Origin of the sequence: Enterobacter cloacae complex sp. SHL012 (assembly GCF_049237505.1) — a bacterium.
GTDB classification, from domain to species: domain Bacteria; phylum Pseudomonadota; class Gammaproteobacteria; order Enterobacterales; family Enterobacteriaceae; genus Enterobacter; species Enterobacter kobei.
This window is the reverse complement of record NZ_JBMKIZ010000006.1, coordinates 49754-69044: the sequence shown is the minus strand read 5'-3', so window position 1 is coordinate 69044 and position 19291 is coordinate 49754. Positions and strand designations below refer to the sequence as shown.

Here is a 19291-nt window from a genome sequence, read left to right as displayed (position 1 = left end):
GAATAGCAGAAAAGTGAGGAATTACGCGACGCCAGGTTCCTGCGCACGGCAACGCAGCATTTTGTAGCACGTTGCCGCTGCGGCGACCAGGGCAGGCACGCTGAGGATCATCAAAATACTGTCCGCCTGCCACTGCAGGGAAAGCAGCTGAGCGCTGGTCATGGTTCCCGCCACGCCGCCAAAGCGGCCGATCCCCTGCATCCAGGCAATACCCGTTGCGCGGCACTCTGTTGGGTAAAAAGTCGCTGCCAGGGTTTGCATGCCCGATTGCGCCCCGTTCATCGCGATCCCCATCAGGAAAATCAACCCGCCAAACAGGGCGATATGATTATGCTCAATGCCCAGTAACAGAATGAGACCCATTGTCAGCACAAAGCCACCCGCGACCACTTTGTGTGCCTCCCAGCGATCCATCATCCAGCCCGCGAGCAGAATGCCTGCGGTACCGCCGAAGGTGAACAGCGAGGTGAGCCAGGCGGATTCCGCCAGCGCATAGCCCATCCCCTGCATCAGGGTCGGCATCCAGCTCAGCAGGACGTAGTAAATCACCAGCCCCATAAAGTAAGTGACCCACAGCATCAGTGTGCCGGGCAGCCAGGGCATGGAGAAGAGCTGCGCCACGCTCCCTTTCTTAGAAGCGACTTTTTCCTCGGCCAGGAAAAAGCCGGTAACGCTCTCCAGGGTGCTGCGGCTGAACCGGCTGGCGATACGGCGGATCTGCATGACCTCCTTCCCGCGCTGCACCAGAAACTTCACCGACTCCGGCAAAAACAGCGCCAGCAGCAGCGTCAAAATCAGCGGCGCAATTGCACCCGTCAGCAGCACGCTTCGCCAGCCATGGTGGGGAATAAGCCACGAAGAGATCGCACCACCCCCTGCGGCACCCAGAGGGAAGCCGCAGTACATGGTATTAATCGCCATGGCGCGGCAGCGCTGGGGGGCGAACTCGGAAATCAGCGTGATGGCGTTAGGCATCGCGGCGCCCAGCCCAAGGCCCGTCAGAAACCGCCACAGCGTCAGCGTGTTCAGAGTTTGCGCCCAGGCCGTGCCCAGGCTTGCAAGGCCGAAGAACAGGCAGGAGAAGACCAGCACGCGCTTGCGCCCCATCTTGTCCGATACCGGGCCTGCAATGAGGGCACCCAGCGACAAGCCCAGCAGGGCTGCGCTCAGCACCGGCCCCAGATCCTGTTTATGTATCCCCCATTCTGCCGACAGCGTAGGGGCGATGTAACCCATTGCTGCGGTATCAAATCCATCGATCGCCAGAACCAGAAAGCCCAGTACGATAAGAAGCCAGTGAAACCCTGAAAAGGGACTCTCATCGATCACCTGCTGAATATCCACCTTGCCTGAATATGTCATATGCTCCTCTCCGATGTGATGTTGTTTTTGTGTTCTTATATTTGCTTGTCTATACAATTGCGGGGGGGGTAAATATGTCAAATTTTCTTATCCAATTTGTTATCTAAGTGTTATTTTCGGCAAAAAAAAGCGCCCGAAGGGGGAACCGGGCGCGTGAACAGCGGTGTTAACAGGAGGGGTATTCAGGCAGCGTTTCCCTGCGCAAGGGGAGCCAGCGCCGCCGGTAATCGACTTAACTCCTGCACCAGAGAGTCTTTGCTGATTTCGCTAATGGTTTTCGCACCGGTCAGCGTCATCGCGACTTTCATCTCTTTTTCGATCAGGTCAAGCAGGTTCGCCACGCCAGCCTGACCTGCCGTCGCCAGCGCGTACAGATACGCACGGCCCAGCAGCACGCTGTCGGCGCCGAGCGCGATCATGCGTACCACGTCCAGCCCGTTGCGAATGCCGCTGTCGGCCAGAATCGTGATATCGCCTTTCACCGCATCGGCAATGGCGGGCAGCGCGCGTGCGGAGGAGAGCACACCGTCGAGCTGACGCCCGCCGTGGTTTGAAACCACAATGCCGTCTGCGCCAAAACGTACCGCGTCGCGGGCATCTTCCGGGTCGAGGATCCCTTTGATCACCATCGGGCCGTCCCAGAATTCGCGGATCCACTCCAGGTCTTTCCAGGAGATGGACGGATCGAAGTTGTTCGCCAGCCAGCCGATGTAATCTTCCAGCCCGGTCGGTTTACCGAGGTAAGCCGAGATATTGCCCAGATCGTGCGGACGTCCGTTCAGACCCACATCCCACGCCCACTGCGGGTGCGTCACCGCCTGCCAGTAGCGGCGCAGAGCGGCATTCGGGCCGCTCATGCCGGAGTGGGCGTCGCGGTAGCGCGCGCCCGGCGTTGGCATATCGACGGTAAAGACCAGCGTGGAACAGCCCGCCGCTTTGGCGCGCTCCAGCGCGTTGCGCATAAAACCGCGATCGCGCAGGACGTACAGCTGGAACCACATCGGACGCTTGATGGTCGGCGCGACCTCTTCAATCGGGCAGACGGAGACGGTAGAGAGGGTAAACGGAATACCTTTGGCATCCGCGGCCGCCGCCGCCTGCACTTCGCCACGACGGGCGTACATACCGCACAGGCCGACGGGGGCGAGGGCGACCGGCATGGAGAGCGTTTCGTTGAACAGCGTCGTCTCAAGGCTCAGGTCAGACATATTCTTCAGCACGCGCTGACGCAGGGCCACCTCTGACAAGTCTTCCACATTGCGGCGCAGGGTGTATTCGGCATACGCCCCGCCGTCGATGTAGTGGAACAGGAACGGGGGCAAAATGCGCTGCGCCGCGGCGCGATAGTCACTGGCTGCTGAAATGATCATGCTTTGTTCTCCCTGGAAATATCACTGTCGCCAGGCAGACGGGTAATACGCGCCTGTCGGGCCTGGTCTTCATCGAATCGTTTAATGGTGGTGTGAACGAAGCCGAGATGCGCCATCATCGCCTTGCGTGCGGCCTCGGCATCACCGGCCAGAATGGCGTTAAGCACCGCCTCGTGTTGTTCAGTCAGTTGGGCAAACACCGGCGGAACCAGGTACATGCGCTGGCGGCTTTGTTTGACAGAGGATTGCAGCAGGTCGAAGAACCCGCGCATGGTCTGGAGCAGAACCACATTGTGCGACGCTTCGGCAATGGCCAGGTGAAAACGCACGTCAGCCTGGGAGGCGATATCCGGGTCGCTGCTTTGCGTGGCCTCAAAGCAGGCTTTGAGCTTCTCTTTGTCGGCCTCGGTTGCCCGCATGGCCGCATGCCAGGCGGTGCTGGTCTCGATGGCGTGACGCGCTTCGAGGATGTCAAAGCTGTAGTCCGGGTCATTTTCCATCAGCGTCTTCAGCGGCTGAACGATGTTTTGCTCGGACCAGTCGTCATGCTGCCAGCGCACAAAGGTGCCGCCGCCGCGACGGCTCACCAGTACCCCTTCGCTGACCAGCGTGGCCAGCGCTTCACGCAGGGAATTACGCGATACACCAAGCTGGGCGGCGAGCTGGCGTTCAGCGGGCAACTTCATGCCCGCTTCCAGCTGTTGTTCTTCAATCAGCGCCCGTACGCGAGAGGCTATCTCGTCGGACAGGCGTCTGGGCATCACTATCATGGGATCATCCAGGTTAAGACATAAGCCTGCAGGGTGGTGATCACCCCGACCATGCAGGTGAATATCAGGCTGTGTTTCACGGTAAAGCGGAACAGATCCGACTCTTTACCGACCAGTCCCACCGCCGCACAGGCAATGGCGATGGATTGCGGGGAGATCATTTTCCCGGTCACGCCGCCGGTGGTGTTCGCAGCGACCAGCAGGACATCCGACACGCCAATCTGCTGGGCCGCCGTAGCCTGCAGTGCAGCAAACAGGGCGTTCGACGAGGTATCTGACCCGGTCAGGAACACACCCAGCCAGCCGAGGAACGGTGAGAAGAAGGTGAAGGCGTGGCTGGTATGGGCCAGCGCCAGTGCCAGCGTCGATGACAGGCCGGAGTAGTTCGAGATAAACGCGAACGCCAGCACCATGCCGATGGAGTAAATCGGCAGCATCAGCTCTTTAATCGTCGCTGCGAAGGTCTGCACCGCGGCGGCAGGCTTCATGCGCAGCCACACCACGGAAAGGATCGCGGCAAACAGGATGGCGGTCCCGGTGGCGGAGAACCAGTCGAACTTATAGACCGCGGCATACGGTGTGGCGGCATGCACGACTGGCGGCATGCGGGCGACCATTTTGTCGAGGAACGGCACGGAGATATTAATCACCATGTCGTACAGCGCGCCGCCCGGGGCGAACAGGGCTTTAAACGGCGGGATGCTCCACAGCGTTACCGTTGCGGTCAGGAACAGGAACGGTGACCAGGCACGGATCACCTGCCCTGCGGTATAGCCCGTGCGTGCCAGGGTTTGATCGACCTGCGAGGCACCCATGTCGGCGAAGCGGAAAATACGTACCGGCTGCCAGCGTTTCAGGAACAGTGTCAGGCAAACCAGCGAGACCAGCGACGAGATAATGTCCGGCAGCTCCGGACCGAGGAAGTTTGAGCTGAGGTATTGCGCGATGGCGAACGAACCGCCCGCCACCATTACAGCAGGCCACGTCTCTTTCACGCCGCGCCAGCCGTCCATAATCGCCATGATCCAGAACAGCACGATGATGGTCAGGAACGGCAGCTGGCGACCCACCATCTGGCCGATCTCAAAGCTATCCAGCCCGGTCACCTGTCCGGCGACCAGAATCGGAATCCCCATTGCGCCAAACGCCACCGGGGCGGTATTCACAATCAGGCACAGGCCCGCGGCATAAAGCGGGTTAAAGCCGAGGCCCACCAGCAGGGCGGCCGTAATGGCGACCGGTGCGCCAAATCCGGCGGCACCTTCCAAAAACGCCCCGAAGGAGAAGCCGACAATCAGCATCTGCAGGCGCTGGTCCGGCGTGATGGAGAGAATCGACGAGCGGATGATGTCGAACTGCCCGGTTTTCACCGAAATTTTATAGACAAAGACAGCGGCGATGATGATCCACGCAATTGGCCACAGACCGTAGAAGAAACCGTAGACAACGGAGGCCAGCGCGCGATCGACCGGCATTTTGTAGAAGAACAGCGCCACCAGCAGAGCGATGGCAACGGTGTACGTCGCGGCAAGGTAGCCCTTCAGCTTGAGCTTAATCAGCGCAAAGAAGAAGAACAGGATTGGAAGCGATGCGATCAGGCTCGACAGCCAGATATTTCCGGCCGGGTCGTAGTTTTGTTGCCAGAGGCTCATGCAGGTCTCCTGGGGACCAGATAACCTGCGCGGCGGGTGAGTCTCCGCTCATCTCTGCATCACAGGTTATGTAAAAGTGGTCCTGCCAATGTTGTGTTGTAGGGTTAATGACAATGAATGGTTAATCAGATGTTATGGGGTGGCAATGGTTTTGTGAGCGGAAATAATGGAATTGTGAACCAGGGGAGGATTGATTGCGCAATTGGTTGGACCAATTCACACGAAGGGGAAAAGAGTAGGCCGGGTAAGCGCAGCGCCACCCGGCATGAAATCAGAATGCGGTCTTACAAAAACCCGTCATCTCTTTCAGGCCCATTTCACGGCCAAGCTCGGTCATCGGGTGCACGACCACCAGGCCACGGACGCTTTTCTTCAGCTTGCCCATGTCAGCCTGTTCTTTTTTAGTGATTGCGCGGCGGTGTGGCATGTTCATCAGCTTCTGCGCTTCGTTGCTCAGCTTCTGGCCTTTTACTTCGCGCAGGCGCTCGATCTCTGCCTCCAGCTTCGCGGTCTCTTTCTCCAGCTCGGCGTACTTCTCGGCGGAATCGACCAGTGACAGACCCGCCATCTGGTGACGGATCAGATCCAGGCGGTCGCTCAGGCGTTTAATTTCGTTCTTTTCGACTTCTTTCATGACAAATAACTCTGAAAACGGGGAATTTACAGGGAAGGATACACCAATGTGAGCAGGCTTACTTCTGAAACGCTTTTTTTAAGCTGATCCGGGAAATCAGCTCAGTCAGGGAAAGGACCATCGTGGAGCGGACAACCTGCTGATAACGCAGCTTTTGCATCGCGTATAGCTCAGGGTCGCTGCTGTCGAAATGAGGGGCAGGGGGCAGCGCGGTCACGCAGTGCAGCTCGCCGAAGGGCCCCAGGATCTCATCATCGGTAAAGGCGTATTCGTTACCGTCATGATTGAGCTCCTCACGTAGCGCCATTAACAGCTCTGCATCTTCGTACTCTTGCCGATTCAGCACGCCAAGACCGTAAATCAGCTTCAGACGCACCGATAAATCGCCCAGCGGTCCATCGCCGTCCAGTAACGGTTCTACAGCATATTTTACCGCGTAGTCGTCTTTGCGAAACACCTGAAGCACCAGGATATTTACCGCCTCGGTTAACAGCTCGACGGCGGCAATCAGGAAGCTTCGTACGGTTTTGCCAGCATTCAGACGCTCAAGCACACGATTTTCAAAGGCCTGGGTTTGTTCCATTATTGCCTGCATATCTGACAATCTGTTATCTGGGCGCAGGCTAACCTGCGCCACACTGTGCATCATTTGGTTGCGTTGTATGCGTTAACCGCCTCCACAACCACGTCGCTATTGGCGTCCAGACCGGAAATCTGCGCCAGCGCAGCCTGCGCGCCTTTGTCATCAATCAGCTGAGCCAGCTCGATCGCCTGCGGGTCCTGATCGCTGCGGTAGTGCATTGCAGCGGCAATCCCTTTCACCAGGTTGGCATGCGGCAAACCGTATTCCAGCGTGCCGAGCAGCGGCTTAATCAGACGGTCGCCTGCACTCAGCTTACGCAGCGGTTGACGTCCCACGCGCTCAACATCATCTTTCAGATACGGGTTTTCAAAGCGACCGAGGATTTTCTGGATGTAGGCTGCGTGTTTATCAGCATCAAAACCGTAGCGTTTGATCAGCACCGCGCCGCTCTCTTCCATGGCCCCTTTTACCACCGCGCGGATTTTCTCATCGAGGATCGCATCGCGAATGGTCTGATGACCGGCCAATTTTCCGAGGTACGCGGTTATAGCATGCCCGGTGTTCAGCGTGAAGAGTTTGCGTTCGACAAATGCCATCAGGTTATCGGTTAATTCCATTCCCGGAATAGTTGGCAGTGCACCTTTAAACTGAGTTTTATCGACGATCCACTCGCTGAAGGTTTCCACGGTCACTTCCAGCGGGTCGTGGGTGGCGGATGCTGACGGCGGAACGATGCGGTCCACGGCGGAATCCACAAACCCAACGTGCGCGTCGACCCAGGCTTTATCCTCGTCAGCCACGGCCGCCATGACATGGCCTTTCAGCTGTGTGGTGCCGCGTACCATGTTTTCACAGGCGATGATGTTCAGCGGGGTGTCGATGCCCTGCGCTTTACGTTTTGCCAGGCCTTTAGCCACCGCCGGGGCGATACGCTCCAGAACCACCGGACCTACCGCCGTGGTGATAAGGTCAACGCTGGCAATCAGGTCGATTACGTCGTCGCCAATGCTGCTGACCGCGTTCACGCCTGAGACGGTATCGACCTGCTCGTTTTCGCCCACCACATGGACCTGATAGCTATGACGGGCATTCAGGGCATCCAGGACCACCTGATTCACATCGGCGAACGTCAGCGTAATGCCCGCGTCTGCCAGCAGTTTGCCGATAAAACCACGACCGATGTTACCTGCGCCAAAATGTAATGCTTTCATAGTGTTAACCTTCATCAATGTTTTTACCCGAGAGGGCTGGGGTGAGGAGCTTTCTCCCCCTCACCCTAGCCCTCTCCCCGGGGGGAGAGGGAAGAGGCGCTGTTATTTGTTCAGCAGTGCCAGAACTTCTTCAACGCTGGTGGTTTTGGCCAGACGCTCGATAACGGACTCATCGTCCAGGGCGTTGGTCAGGCTGGTGATCACCTGGATATGCTCGTTGTTGCGAGCGGCGATACCAATCACCAGGCGGGCGATGTCATCTTCTTCTTCACCGAAGCGTACGCCATCAGGATACTGACAGAACACCACACCGGTTTTCAGCACGCGGTCTTTCGCCTCAACGGTACCGTGTGGAACCGCGATGGATTCACCGAGATAGGTTGGGGTCAGTTTTTCGCGTTCCAGCATCGCATCGACATATTCAGGCTGAACGTAACCGCCTTTTACCAGCTGTTCACCGGCAAAGCGAATCGCTTCTTCTTTAGTAGCCGCGGTACGGCCGAGGAAGATGTTCTCCGCACCCAGTTTAAACAGGTGGGCATTACTCTCGTCAAAGCTATCCTGCAGGCTGGTGCGCACTTTCACTTCGTTATCTTCATGACGCTGCGCGGCAACCAGACGTTCGGTCAGGCTGGTGTACAGGCCGCTGTCGAGGAAGTTAGTCAGCGAAATGTGCTGTGCCTGCGGTACCTGACGCATGGCGCGTTCGGTCAGATCGCGGTGGGTGATCACCAGGTCAACGTCCGGCGGCAGACTGTTAATTGCGCTGTTGGTCACGGAGATGTTGGTCAGGCCCGCATCCTGTACTTTCTTACGCAGCACGCCGGCACCCATTGCACTGGAGCCCATACCGGCATCACAAGCAACGATGATTTTACGCACGTGGCTCAGGTCGTTAGAGACATCGCCAGCCGCCAGCGGGGTCGCGCCTTTGGATTCCGCCTTCATGTCGTGCATACGGCGGGTTGCCGCTTCGATATCGTCATCTTCTTTCACTTTGCTGGTTTTCAGCAGGATAGAAGAAACCACGAAGGAGACCGCCATGGCCGCACAGATAGCCGCGATGTTAGCGAAGTAGGCACCTTTCGGGGTCATCGCCAGCACGGCCAGGATAGAGCCCGGAGAAGCAGGAGAGACCAGACCGCCGCCCAGCACGCTCAGGGTGAACACGCCGGTCATACCGCCGAGGATAACGGCCAGGATCAGGCGTGGGTTCATCAGCACGTACGGGAAGTAAATTTCGTGGATACCGCCCAGGAAGTGGATGATAGCCGCACCGCCAGCAGACTGCTTAGCGCTGCCGCGACCAAAGAACATGTATGCCAGCAGAACGCCCATACCCGGACCTGGGTTTGCTTCAATCAGGAAGAAGATGGACTTGCCGAGATCGTGAGACTGCTGAATACCCAGCGGCGAGAAGATACCGTGGTTGATGGCGTTATTAAGGAACAGAATTTTCGCCGGTTCAACGAAGATAGACGCCAGCGGCAGCATGTCGTGCGCCACCATAAAGTTAACGCCTGCCGCCAGAATTTTGGACAGCACTTCAACCGCAGGACCAATGCCGAGGAACGCCAGAATCGCGAGGATCATCCCGATGATGCCCGCAGAGAAGTTGTTCACCAGCATTTCGAAGCCGGATTTGATCTTACCATCTACCCAGACGTCGAATTTCTTAATCGCCCAGCCGCCCAGAGGACCGGCAATCATGGCACCGAGGAACATCGGCATATCCGCACCGACGATAACACCCATTGTGGTGATGGCACCCACAACGCCACCACGGTCACCGCCTACCAGACGACCACCGGTATAACCGATCAGCAGCGGCAGGAGGTAAGTAATCATAGGGCCAACAAGTTTCGCCAGCGTTTCGTTAGGCAACCACCCTGTCGGAATGAACAATGCGGTGATAATACCCCACGCGATAAACGCGCCGATATTTGGCATCACCATGTTGCTGAGGAAACGACCAAAGCTTTGAACTTTGATCTTGAAATCGGATGACATAAAACACCCCTTCTTATGTTTACGCTTAGGCTTGCGGCCCGAGGTTTATCGTTAATGTGCGGCGGCAGAGGTAGCCGGGCCCTGTTCTGATGCTGTGAAATCTGGCACTGAATCGTTCAACTGTCCAGACAGTGAAAATTTGTGTGACACATGTCACGTAAATGTAGGGGGTGTGGCATTTAATGACGTGATCCGAGTCACAAAATTAGTGGGTAAAAAAAATACGATGGCGAAAAACAAAGCAAAAACTACGCGTTTCTGTGATTGTGATCTCATTTTTGTTTTGTGGGTTTGTTTCTGGATTGTGACTGATTTCACAAAATATTTTTATGCAGATTTCTCTGGCTGTGATCGGCGGCAAACTCTGCTTTGCGAATTGGCGTCAGGATAGTCTTGCGTGACACGTAAAGCTAAAAAACCACTTTTCATGTGTGGTATGGCGAAAAGTTAAAAGGTGGATTACGCTCATAATGTAAGGTTAAGTATATTATTATTCAGGTTATATTTTGACACGTTTATAAACTTGCATGGAGATATTATAAAAACCGATACTCCCCGGCTCTGAAATAACCAGTGTGCCTTTTAAATTTAAAAATAAATTAATTAGGCTGCGTGCTGTTTTATTCGTTTAATGAGTTGACGTTGTTTAAGTGAGGAAAATATGTTTCTCAACTATTTTGCGTTGGGCGTATTGATTTTTGTATTTCTGGTGCTTTTTTACGGGATTATCGCTATTCATGATATCCCTTATAATATGGCTAAAAAACGTAATCATCCCCATGCCGATGCGATTCATACGGCAGGCTGGATTAGCCTGTTCACCCTCCATGCCATCTGGCCGTTTCTGTGGATTTGGGCCACGCTCTACCGTGAAGATCGCGGTTGGGGCATGCAGAATCACATTACAAAGCCAGATGAGGTCCCGGGCATGGATGCGCTGTCCAAACGCGTGGCCGAATTAGAACAAAAGCTGGCGGCGGTACAGCTCACTGCCGATCAGAACACGCTGGAGCGCTAATCATGGATCTGTTGATTATTTTGACCTATGTGGCATTTGCCTGGGCGATCTTTAAAATATTCCGCATTCCGGTAAATCAGTGGACGCTCGCCACCGCAACGTTGGGTGGGGTATTTATTGTTGCCGGACTGATTCTGTTAATGAACTATAACCATCCGTATACCTTTACGGCGCAAAAAGCGGTTATTTCCATTCCGATTACACCGCAGGTGACGGGCGTGGTCACCGAAGTGACTGATAAAAACAACCAGCTCATTAAAAAAGGCGAAGTATTATTTAAACTTGATCCGGGCCGCTACCAGGCGCGGGTCGACAGACTCAAGGCCGATCTGGTCACCGCAACCCACAATATCGATAGCCTGAAAGCGCAGCTTGCAGAAGCCGTCGCTAATACCACGCGCGTCTCGGCAGAGCGTGACCGCCTGTATAAAGATTATCAGCGTTACCTGAAAGGCAGCCGGGCGAAGGTGAACCCGTTTTCTGAAAGCGATATCGACAACGCGCGGCAGAACTATCTGGCGCAGGATGCGCTGGTGAAAGGTTCTGTGGCTGAACAGACGCAGATTCAAAGTCAGTTAGACAGCATGGTGAACGGTGAACAGTCGCAGATTGCCTCATTACGCGCCCAGCTTGCCGAAGCGAAATACAATCTCGATCAGACCGTGGTGCGCGCGCCGAGCAACGGCTATATCACCCAGGTGCTGATCCGTCCGGGGACCTATGCCGCCGCGTTACCTCTGCGCCCGGTCATGGTCTTTATTCCGGAACAGAAACGTCAGATTGTGGCGCAGTTCCGCCAGAACTCGCTGCTGCGTCTTAAGCCGGGTGATGAAGCAGAAGTGGTGTTTAATGCGCTGCCGGGCCAGGTATTTACCGGGAAACTCACCAGCGTCCTGCCGGTGGTGCCGGGAGGGTCGTACCAGGCGCAGGGGGCGTTGCAGGCATTGACCGTCACACCGGGCACGGATGGTGTACAGGCGCTGATTGAACTGGAGCCTAACGCCGACGTCGATGCGCTACCAGACGGTATCTATGCCCAGGTGGCGGTCTATTCAGACCATTTCGCCCACGTCTCGGTGATGCGTAAAGTGTTGCTGCGCATGACCAGCTGGATGCACTACCTCTACCTCGATCATTAATCCCGCCAGGGCAGGAATGCGACATCCATACCTGCCCTTTTTTCATCCCGTGATCCATACTGACCTTTTTCCGGCATCAAGGATCAGGCAATGAAACTCATCGGTAGCTACACCAGTCCCTTCGTGCGAAAAATCTCGATTCTCCTGCTGGAGAAAGGGATGACATTCGAATTCGTCAATGAACAGCCCTACAACGCTGAAAACGGCGTCGCGCAGTACAACCCGCTGGGAAAAGTTCCGGCGCTGGTGACGGACGAGGGTGAATACTGGTTCGACTCCCCGATTATTGCGGAGTATATCGAGCTGTTGGGCGTGGCCCCGGCCATGCTGCCGGCTGACCCAAAAGCGGCGCTGGCGGTGAAGCAGATTGAAGCCCTGGCCGACGGCATTATGGATGCGGCGCTGACTTCCGTGCGTGAGCAGGCAAGGCCCGCCGCACAGCAGTCAGAAAACGAACTGCTGCGCCAGCGGGAAAAAATCAACCGCAGTCTGGATATGTGCGAACAGCTCATCCGGGAGGGAAAAATTCACACCGATAGCCTGAACCTGGCCACCATCGCCATTGCCTGCGCCATCGGGTATCTCAATTTCCGCCGCGTGTCCCCCGGCTGGTGCGTTGACCGACCGTTGCTGGTGAAGCTGGCTGAAACGCTCTTTAGCCGCGAGAGCTTTGCCCGTACCGAACCGCCAAAGGCTTGACGCGGGTTATAACACTTCGCTGCAGGAGGCGGTACAATCTCTCCACATGTTAACTCCCTCTCCCGTCGGGAGGGGGGAAGATATTTACTCGCCAGGCGCTTTCATGACTACTCATCATTCGCTCTACAGCCAGATCCCCGCTACCGATCGTCTTCTTCGCGAACCTCGCATTCATGCTGTTGTGGAGCGTTTCGGCCATACCGCGACGGTTGAGATGTTACGCCTGCTTCAGGACGAAGCCCGATGCGCCATTCAGGCAGAAAATAGCTTGCCCGACTGGTGTAGCGCGTGGGAGCTGGAAGTGGAACATCGGCTGGACAAGAACGCGCAAAGCGCATTACGCCCGGTGATCAACCTTACCGGTACCGTGCTGCACACCAACCTGGGCCGCGCGCAGCAGGCGGAAGAGGCCGTGGCTGCGGTCGGGCAGGCCATGCGAACGCCGGTGACGCTGGAGTACGATCTGGACGGCGCAGGACGCGGGCATCGCGATCGTGCCCTGGCGGATCTGCTGTGCCAGCTGACCGGTGCAGAAGATGCCTGCATTGTGAATAACAACGCCGCAGCGGTGCTGCTAATGCTGGCGGCCACCGCCAGTGGCAAAGAGGTGGTGGTATCCCGCGGCGAGCTGGTGGAAATTGGCGGGGCGTTTCGCATTCCGGACGTGATGCGCCAGGCGGGCTGCACGCTGCATGAGGTCGGTACCACCAACCGTACCCATGCGAAAGATTATCGCGCAGCGGTGAATGAAAACACCGCCCTGCTGATGAAGGTTCACACCAGCAATTATCAGATTGAAGGCTTCACCAAAACGGTTGATGAGGCCGAGCTGGCGGAAATTGGGCGCGAACTGAATATCCCGGTGATTGCCGATCTCGGCAGCGGTTCGCTGGTGGACCTGAGCCAGTACGGCTTGCCAAAAGAACCGATGCCGCAAGAGATGATTGCGGCGGGCGTCAGCCTGGTGAGTTTTTCCGGCGACAAACTGCTGGGCGGGCCGCAGGCCGGGATTATCGTCGGCAAACGCGAGCTGATTGCCCGGCTGCAGCAGCATCCGCTCAAGCGCGCCCTGCGAGCCGATAAAATGACCCTTGCCGCGCTGGATGCGACGCTGCGGCTCTATCTCCATCCGGAGAAGCTGGCCGACCGCCTGCCTGTGCTGCGTCTCTTAACCCGTGATGCCGCCTCGATTCGTGCGCAGGCCGAGTTATTGCTGCCGCGCATCGCCCCGCACTACCCTGATTTTGACGTTCGGATTGAGCCCTGCCAGTCGCAGATTGGCAGCGGTTCGCTGCCGGTGGACAGGCTGCCGAGCGAAGCGCTCACGTTTACCCCGCGTGACGGGCGCGGCAGCCATCTGGAGGCCCTGTCGTTACGCTGGCGCGCCATGCCTGTGCCGGTTATCGGGCGGATTTACGATGGACGAATGTGGCTGGATCTGCGCTGCCTTGATGATGAAGAGCGATTTCTGGAGATGTTGTTGAAATGATTATTGCCACCGCCGGTCATGTCGACCACGGAAAAACTACGTTGCTGCAGGCGATTACTGGCATAAACGCCGATCGTCTGCCGGAAGAGAAAAAGCGCGGCATGACTATCGACCTGGGCTATGCCTACTGGCCCCAGCCAGACGGCCACGTGCTGGGTTTTATTGATGTACCAGGGCACGAGAAGTTTCTGTCTAACATGCTGGCGGGGGTGGGGGGTATCGATCATGCCCTGCTGGTCGTGGCCTGCGATGACGGCGTGATGGCGCAAACCCGCGAGCATCTGGCAATCCTCCAGCTGACCGGCAACCCGCAGCTGACCGTAGCGCTGACGAAAGCTGACCGCGTGGATGACGCGCGCGTCGGCGAGGTGCGCGAAGGGGTGCAGGCCACCTTACGGGAGTATGGTTTTGCCGATGCGCCGATTTTTGTCACCGTGGCCACCGAGGGACGCGGCATCGACGAACTTCGTCACCATTTGCAGCAACTGACGTCACGTGACCACGCAAGTCATCATCGCTTCCGTCTGGCGATTGATCGGGCATTTACCGTAAAAGGGGCGGGCCTGGTGGTCACCGGTACCGCGTTGAGCGGTGAAGTGAAGGTGGGCGATAGCCTGTGGCTGACGGGCGTTAACAAACCGATGCGCGTGCGCGGCTTACATGCACAGAACCAGCCCGCAGAGCAGGCGCATGCCGGGCAGCGGATCGCGCTGAATATTGCCGGAGATGCGGAAAAAGAGCAGCTTAACCGCGGCGACTGGCTGCTGGCCGATGCTCCGCCAGAGCCGTCTGAACGCGTGATTGTCTCTCTGCAGACGAATGTGCCGCTGACTCAGTGGCAGCCGCTGCATATTCACCACGCGGCCAGCCATATCACCGGACGCGTGTCGCTGCTGGAAAACGATCTTGCCGAACTGGTTTTCGATTCACCGCTCTGGCTTGCAGACAACGACCGTCTGGTTCTGCGGGATATCTCCGCGCGGGAAACGCTGGCCGGGGCACGGGTGGTGGCGCTTAACTCGCCGCGACGCGGCAAGCGTAAACCGGAATATCTGCAATGGCTGGCCGCGCTGGCACAGGCCCCTGATGATAACGCCGCGCTGCGGGTGCATCTCGATCGCGGTGCAGTGAACCTGGGTGATTTTGCCTGGGCACGCCAGCTGAGCAGGGAAGGATTAGACCCGCTGACCCGGCAGCCGGGCTTTATTCAGGCCGGTAATAGCCTGTTGAATGCCCCGGTTGCCGCACGCTGGCAGCGCAAAATACTCACCACTCTCGCGACGTATCATGAACAGCATCAGGATGAGCCTGGTCCGGGGCGTGAGCGTCTGCGCCGCATGGCGCTGCCGATGGAAGACGATGCGCTGGTGCTGGTGCTGATTGAAAACATGCGCGAAAGCGGGGTGATTAAAAGCCACCACGGCTGGCTGCACCTGCCGGATCACAAAGCCGGATTCACCGCAGAGCAGGAGGTTATCTGGCAGAAAGTGGCTTCGCTGTTTGGTGATGAGCCGTGGTGGGTTCGCGATCTGGCGCGCGAAACGAACACCGACGAGCAGGCGATGCGTCAGGTATTGCGCCACGCGGCGCAGCAGGGGCTGATAGTCGCGATCGTGAAAGATCGTTATTACCGTAACGATCGTATTGTGGCGTTTGCTAACCTGATACGCGAGCTGGATCAGGCGCGCGGCTCTACCTGTGCAGCCGATTTTCGCGATCGGCTGAACGTAGGGCGCAAGCTGGCGATTCAGATCCTGGAATATTTCAATCGTATTGGGTTTACGCGTCGCCGCGGTAACGACCATGTTCTGCGAGATTCGTTATTATTTCCTGAAACTCCGTGACCCCCGTCGTAAACACCGTTACCGGTTGGCGAGAAAATCGCCAGCCGGGACTACCCTTGTTGTACACCAACAGCAAGGAGACGGTCATGACAAACAATCCTCCCTCTTCGCGTATCCAGCCTGGCGAGTATGGTTTTCCCCTCAAGCTAAAGCCTCGTTATGACAACTTTATTGGCGGCGACTGGGTAGCCCCCGTCGACGGCGAATACTATTCCAACCTGACCCCCGTTACCGGCCAGCCGCTGTGTGAAATAGCCAGCTCCGGCAAGCGCGATATCGATCTGGCGCTGGATGCGGCGCACAACGCGAAAGACAAATGGGGGCATACCTCCGTTCAGGATCGGGCAGCCATTCTGTTCAAAATCGCTGACCGGATGGAGCAGAATCTGGAACTGCTGGCGACGGCAGAAACCTGGGATAACGGCAAGCCGATCCGGGAAACGATGGCGGCAGACGTGCCGCTGGCCATTGACCACTTCCGCTATTTTGCCTCCTGTATTCGCGCTCAGGAGGGCGGAATCAGCGAGGTCGACAGCGACACCGTGGCGTATCACTTCCACGAACCGCTGGGCGTGGTAGGGCAAATTATTCCGTGGAACTTCCCGCTGCTGATGGCGAGCTGGAAAATGGCGCCCGCGCTGGCAGCAGGCAACTGCATTGTGCTCAAACCGGCGCGTCTGACCCCGCTTTCGGTTCTGCTGCTGATGGAAATCGTTGGCGATCTCCTGCCGCCGGGCGTGATTAACGTGGTGAACGGTGCGGGTGGCGAGATAGGGGAGTATCTGGCTACGTCTAAACGTATCGCCAAAGTGGCATTTACCGGGTCGACGGAAGTGGGCCAGCAGATCATGCAGTACGCCACGCAGAACATCATTCCGGTGACGCTTGAGCTCGGGGGCAAATCCCCGAACATCTTCTTTGCAGACGTGATGGAAGAAGAGGATGCCTTCTTTGATAAAGCCCTGGAAGGGTTTGCGCTGTTTGCGTTTAACCAGGGTGAAGTCTGTACCTGCCCGAGTCGCGCGCTGGTGCAGGAGTCTATCTATGAACGCTTCATGGAGCGCGCCATTCGCCGCGTAGAATCTATCCGCAGCGGGAACCCGCTTGATAACGTCACGCAGATGGGGGCGCAGGTCTCACATGGACAGCTGGAGACCATCCTCAACTACATTGATATCGGCAAGAAAGAGGGCGCAGATATCCTGACCGGCGGACGCCGTAAGGTACTTGGTGGCGATCTGCAGGACGGGTATTACCTTGAGCCGACGATCCTGTTTGGCAAGAACAACATGCGCGTCTTCCAGGAGGAGATTTTCGGACCGGTGCTGGCGGTGACCACCTTCAAAACGATGGAGGAGGCACTGGAGATTGCCAACGACACGCCGTATGGCCTGGGGGCAGGCGTCTGGAGCCGCAACGGTAATCTGGCCTATAAAATGGGCCGGGGCATTCAGGCCGGGCGCGTCTGGACCAACTGCTATCACGCCTATCCGGCACACGCCGCATTTGGGGGTTATAAGCAATCCGGCATCGGGCGTGAAACCCACAAGATGATGCTGGAGCATTACCAGCAGACGAAATGTTTGCTGGTCAGCTACTCCGATAAACCGCTGGGCCTGTTCTAGTCGCCCTGCTCAGGCCGTCCCTGGGCGGCCTGAGCAATTTGCTGGCGCAGGCAATTGAGGACGCCATCAAGGACGTACTGCACACGCCAGGGCTGGTATTCACGTTTGCGGAATATCGCGGTCAGATCGAGCCACCACTCTTCCTGATGCGGGAAGCAGGGAACCAGCATGCCTTGCGCTAATTCTTTTTTCAGGCTCTCTTTAGGTGCGAATACGATGCCAAGGTTATTTCTTGCCAGCTCCAGCGCCGTCTGCGTATTGTCACAAATATAATTTCCGGTCACCCTGTAATCTTGCACGTTATCACTACCATGGGTACGAAAACGCCAGATATTTGCATCGTCGACCAGCATGGAATCGATCAGAATACATGAGTGATTAATTAAATCGTCAGGTCCGGCTAACGGATGATTATTTAAATATTCCTGAGTGGCGAATGCCGTAACGGAATATTTTGTTAATACGCTGGCGACCAGACTTCCATCTTTTGGTTGTGCATAGGTAATTAAAATATCGCAGTCATCCGGGAAGGAAACGCCTTCTGAAAATTCATTGCGGTCCAGGTTGTACGTTTTCAGGGAGATACGAATGTCGCCGATGTCTTTTATCTGATGGATGACATGGCGCGCGAGGTAGGTGACAATTCCCGTGGGTGCGTAAAGGGTCACTTTGCCCCGCTTTTCATGCTTATAATCGGCAATGAAATTCACGAGCTGATCGTTTTTGTCCAGCGAAGCGTCAATATAGGGAAGTAACGCTTCACCAAACTGAGTAAGCGCAAGCTGACGGGTCGTGCGCTCAAAAACCTTTAGTCCAACCCGCGCTTCAAAATCAGAGAGATATTTACTGACGTTAGCCTGCGCCATACCCAACAGGGCAGCAGCATCACCAATGCTGTGAGTGGCGGCGATGACGGAGATTATTTTTAATTCGCGTGGCTTTAGCTGTAATTTACTCATCATGCGTGCCCATCTATATCATTATATATATAATATTATATAAACCGCAGCGTTGCATTGGCAAATTTGTAACCATTATTATTCGCCCCGCTTGTTTGGCGTTTAAATGGATTACTTTGATGACTATTAAATACAATTTACTTATCGCTGCCACGTTATTTGCAGCCACGTCTGCGATGGCCGGTGACTTTTCAATAGGGGCGGGGGCTGTATTTAATGAGTCGCCTTATAAGGGGTATAACGAAAATACCACTGCGGTGCCGTTAATCAGTTACGAAAGCGATCGTTTTTATGTGCGCCAGACCACGGGCGGCTGGATCCTGTGGAAAGACGCAAAAAATGAACTCAGCCTGACCGCATCATGGATGCCGCTGCATTTTGATCCCGATGACAATGACGACCATCAGATGAAACAGCTTGATGAGCGTAAGGCGTCCGCTTTCCTCGGTGGCGCGTACTATCACCATGAAAGCTGGGGTTCTTTGAAAGTGGCGGTCTCTGGCGATGCCACGGATGAAAGCGGCGGCATGATTGGAGAAGTCTCCTACTTTCGACCCATCAGGATGGAACGTCTGACCCTGACGCCATCTGTGGGTGTTTTTTATACCGACGAAAGCTATAACGACTACTACTACGGCGTATCCGGCAACGAGTCTCGCCGCTCAGGTCTGAAGCAATACACCGCCGGTGACAGCTGGACGCCATACGTTGGCCTGGCGGCTAAATATCAGTTAACTCAGAAGCTGTACCTTAACGCCAGCGCGGTCTACACCGTGTTGCCTGACGACGTGAAGAACAGCCCGATGATCGACCGCGACGACAGCTTCGTGCTGATGACCGGGCTGACCTGGCGCTTCTGATACGTTAAAGCCGGTTTACTCCCTCTCCCCGTGGGTGTGTACAGTCCGGGGGGAGGGCAACAGACC

Annotated in this window: 16 protein-coding genes; 7 read left to right on the top strand and 9 right to left on the bottom strand. The window is 56.4% G+C overall.

The annotated features are described in order from the left end of the window. Positions 1-21: 21 nt before the first annotated feature. The 8 genes from ACOTY9_RS18195 to ACOTY9_RS18160 all read right to left on the bottom strand — a co-directional run bounded on the left by ACOTY9_RS18195 (position 22) and on the right by ACOTY9_RS18160 (position 9592). Positions 22-1362 (bottom strand): MFS transporter, encoded by a 1341-nt coding sequence (locus ACOTY9_RS18195; protein WP_047625634.1) that lies wholly within the window; start codon positions 1360-1362, stop codon positions 22-24. 182 nt (positions 1363-1544) lie between these two features. Then, positions 1545-2732, bottom strand: a complete 1188-nt coding sequence (gene lldD, locus ACOTY9_RS18190; protein ID WP_348566017.1) for an FMN-dependent L-lactate dehydrogenase LldD — start codon at positions 2730-2732, stop codon at positions 1545-1547. Continuing rightward, positions 2729-3502, bottom strand: a complete 774-nt coding sequence (lldR, locus tag ACOTY9_RS18185; RefSeq protein WP_014882013.1) for a transcriptional regulator LldR — start codon at positions 3500-3502, stop codon at positions 2729-2731. Before lldR ends, lldD begins: the two co-directional genes overlap by 4 nt. Continuing rightward, positions 3499-5154: an L-lactate permease gene (lldP, locus tag ACOTY9_RS18180; protein ID WP_014882014.1), complete on the bottom strand. Its 1656-nt coding sequence runs from the start codon at positions 5152-5154 to the stop codon at positions 3499-3501. The genes lldR and lldP overlap by 4 nt, the downstream gene beginning before the upstream one ends. A 271-nt stretch (positions 5155-5425) precedes the next feature. After that, a complete protein-coding gene (locus tag ACOTY9_RS18175; RefSeq protein WP_014882015.1) occupies positions 5426-5788 on the bottom strand; it encodes a YibL family ribosome-associated protein in 363 nt (120 codons plus the stop codon). Positions 5789-5846: 58 nt separating this feature from the next. Then, positions 5847-6437 (bottom strand): mannitol operon repressor MtlR, encoded by a 591-nt coding sequence (gene mtlR / locus ACOTY9_RS18170; RefSeq protein ID WP_045269050.1) that lies wholly within the window; start codon positions 6435-6437, stop codon positions 5847-5849. Beyond that, a complete protein-coding gene (gene mtlD / locus ACOTY9_RS18165; RefSeq protein ID WP_014882017.1) occupies positions 6434-7582 on the bottom strand; it encodes a mannitol-1-phosphate 5-dehydrogenase in 1149 nt (382 codons plus the stop codon). The genes mtlR and mtlD overlap by 4 nt, the downstream gene beginning before the upstream one ends. A 102-nt stretch (positions 7583-7684) precedes the next feature. Then, positions 7685-9592 (bottom strand): PTS mannitol transporter subunit IICBA, encoded by a 1908-nt coding sequence (locus ACOTY9_RS18160; protein ID WP_045134455.1) that lies wholly within the window; start codon positions 9590-9592, stop codon positions 7685-7687. Between the two features lie 661 nt (positions 9593-10253). Between ACOTY9_RS18160 and ACOTY9_RS18155 the strand changes: the two genes are divergently transcribed. The 6 genes from ACOTY9_RS18155 to aldB all read left to right on the top strand — a co-directional run bounded on the left by ACOTY9_RS18155 (position 10254) and on the right by aldB (position 17406). Continuing rightward, positions 10254-10610, top strand: a complete 357-nt coding sequence (locus ACOTY9_RS18155; protein ID WP_045134454.1) for a DUF3302 domain-containing protein — start codon at positions 10254-10256, stop codon at positions 10608-10610. Positions 10611-10612: 2 nt separating this feature from the next. Beyond that, positions 10613-11749, top strand: coding sequence for an HlyD family secretion protein (locus ACOTY9_RS18150; protein WP_014882020.1), 1137 nt, complete (start codon positions 10613-10615; stop codon positions 11747-11749). Between the two features lie 90 nt (positions 11750-11839). Next, a complete protein-coding gene (locus ACOTY9_RS18145; RefSeq protein ID WP_014882021.1) occupies positions 11840-12448 on the top strand; it encodes a glutathione S-transferase in 609 nt (202 codons plus the stop codon). Positions 12449-12551: 103 nt separating this feature from the next. Then, on the top strand, positions 12552-13937 hold the full coding sequence (gene selA / locus ACOTY9_RS18140) for an L-seryl-tRNA(Sec) selenium transferase (RefSeq protein WP_014882022.1): 1386 nt from the start codon (positions 12552-12554) through the stop codon (positions 13935-13937). After that, positions 13934-15781 carry a selenocysteine-specific translation elongation factor gene (gene selB / locus ACOTY9_RS18135; RefSeq protein ID WP_283945513.1) on the top strand — a complete coding sequence of 616 codons (1848 nt, stop codon included), beginning with the start codon at positions 13934-13936 and terminating at the stop codon, positions 15779-15781. Before selA ends, selB begins: the two co-directional genes overlap by 4 nt. An 86-nt stretch (positions 15782-15867) precedes the next feature. Then, complete coding sequence (gene aldB / locus ACOTY9_RS18130; protein WP_014882024.1) at positions 15868-17406, top strand: aldehyde dehydrogenase AldB; 1539 nt, start codon at positions 15868-15870, stop codon at positions 17404-17406. On the opposite strand, the gene ACOTY9_RS18125 is transcribed toward aldB, so the two are convergent. Beyond that, positions 17403-18368: a LysR family transcriptional regulator gene (locus tag ACOTY9_RS18125; RefSeq protein ID WP_059361794.1), complete on the bottom strand. Its 966-nt coding sequence runs from the start codon at positions 18366-18368 to the stop codon at positions 17403-17405. The genes aldB and ACOTY9_RS18125 overlap by 4 nt on opposite strands. 116 nt (positions 18369-18484) lie before the next feature. Here ACOTY9_RS18125 and ACOTY9_RS18120 point away from each other — a divergent pair, with 116 nt between their 5' ends. Then, positions 18485-19225: a MipA/OmpV family protein gene (locus tag ACOTY9_RS18120; protein ID WP_014882026.1), complete on the top strand. Its 741-nt coding sequence runs from the start codon at positions 18485-18487 to the stop codon at positions 19223-19225. The last annotated feature ends 66 nt before the right edge of the window (positions 19226-19291 follow it).

What these genes read in the sequence shown, in the direction of transcription:
- ACOTY9_RS18195 (WP_047625634.1), bottom strand. Translation starts at nt 1,362, where the DNA reads ATGACATATTCAGGCAAGGTGGATATTCAGCAGGTGATCGATGAGAGT.
- lldD (WP_348566017.1), bottom strand. Translation starts at nt 2,732, where the DNA reads ATGATCATTTCAGCAGCCAGTGACTATCGCGCCGCGGCGCAGCGCATT.
- lldR (WP_014882013.1), bottom strand. Translation starts at nt 3,502, where the DNA reads ATGATAGTGATGCCCAGACGCCTGTCCGACGAGATAGCCTCTCGCGTA.
- lldP (WP_014882014.1), bottom strand. Translation starts at nt 5,154, where the DNA reads ATGAGCCTCTGGCAACAAAACTACGACCCGGCCGGAAATATCTGGCTG.
- ACOTY9_RS18175 (WP_014882015.1), bottom strand. Translation starts at nt 5,788, where the DNA reads ATGAAAGAAGTCGAAAAGAACGAAATTAAACGCCTGAGCGACCGCCTG.
- mtlR (WP_045269050.1), bottom strand. Translation starts at nt 6,437, where the DNA reads ATGATGCACAGTGTGGCGCAGGTTAGCCTGCGCCCAGATAACAGATTG.
- mtlD (WP_014882017.1), bottom strand. Translation starts at nt 7,582, where the DNA reads ATGAAAGCATTACATTTTGGCGCAGGTAACATCGGTCGTGGTTTTATC.
- ACOTY9_RS18160 (WP_045134455.1), bottom strand. Translation starts at nt 9,592, where the DNA reads ATGTCATCCGATTTCAAGATCAAAGTTCAAAGCTTTGGTCGTTTCCTC.
- ACOTY9_RS18155 (WP_045134454.1), top strand. Translation starts at nt 10,254, where the DNA reads ATGTTTCTCAACTATTTTGCGTTGGGCGTATTGATTTTTGTATTTCTG.
- ACOTY9_RS18150 (WP_014882020.1), top strand. Translation starts at nt 10,613, where the DNA reads ATGGATCTGTTGATTATTTTGACCTATGTGGCATTTGCCTGGGCGATC.
- ACOTY9_RS18145 (WP_014882021.1), top strand. Translation starts at nt 11,840, where the DNA reads ATGAAACTCATCGGTAGCTACACCAGTCCCTTCGTGCGAAAAATCTCG.
- selA (WP_014882022.1), top strand. Translation starts at nt 12,552, where the DNA reads ATGACTACTCATCATTCGCTCTACAGCCAGATCCCCGCTACCGATCGT.
- selB (WP_283945513.1), top strand. Translation starts at nt 13,934, where the DNA reads ATGATTATTGCCACCGCCGGTCATGTCGACCACGGAAAAACTACGTTG.
- aldB (WP_014882024.1), top strand. Translation starts at nt 15,868, where the DNA reads ATGACAAACAATCCTCCCTCTTCGCGTATCCAGCCTGGCGAGTATGGT.
- ACOTY9_RS18125 (WP_059361794.1), bottom strand. Translation starts at nt 18,368, where the DNA reads ATGATGAGTAAATTACAGCTAAAGCCACGCGAATTAAAAATAATCTCC.
- ACOTY9_RS18120 (WP_014882026.1), top strand. Translation starts at nt 18,485, where the DNA reads ATGACTATTAAATACAATTTACTTATCGCTGCCACGTTATTTGCAGCC.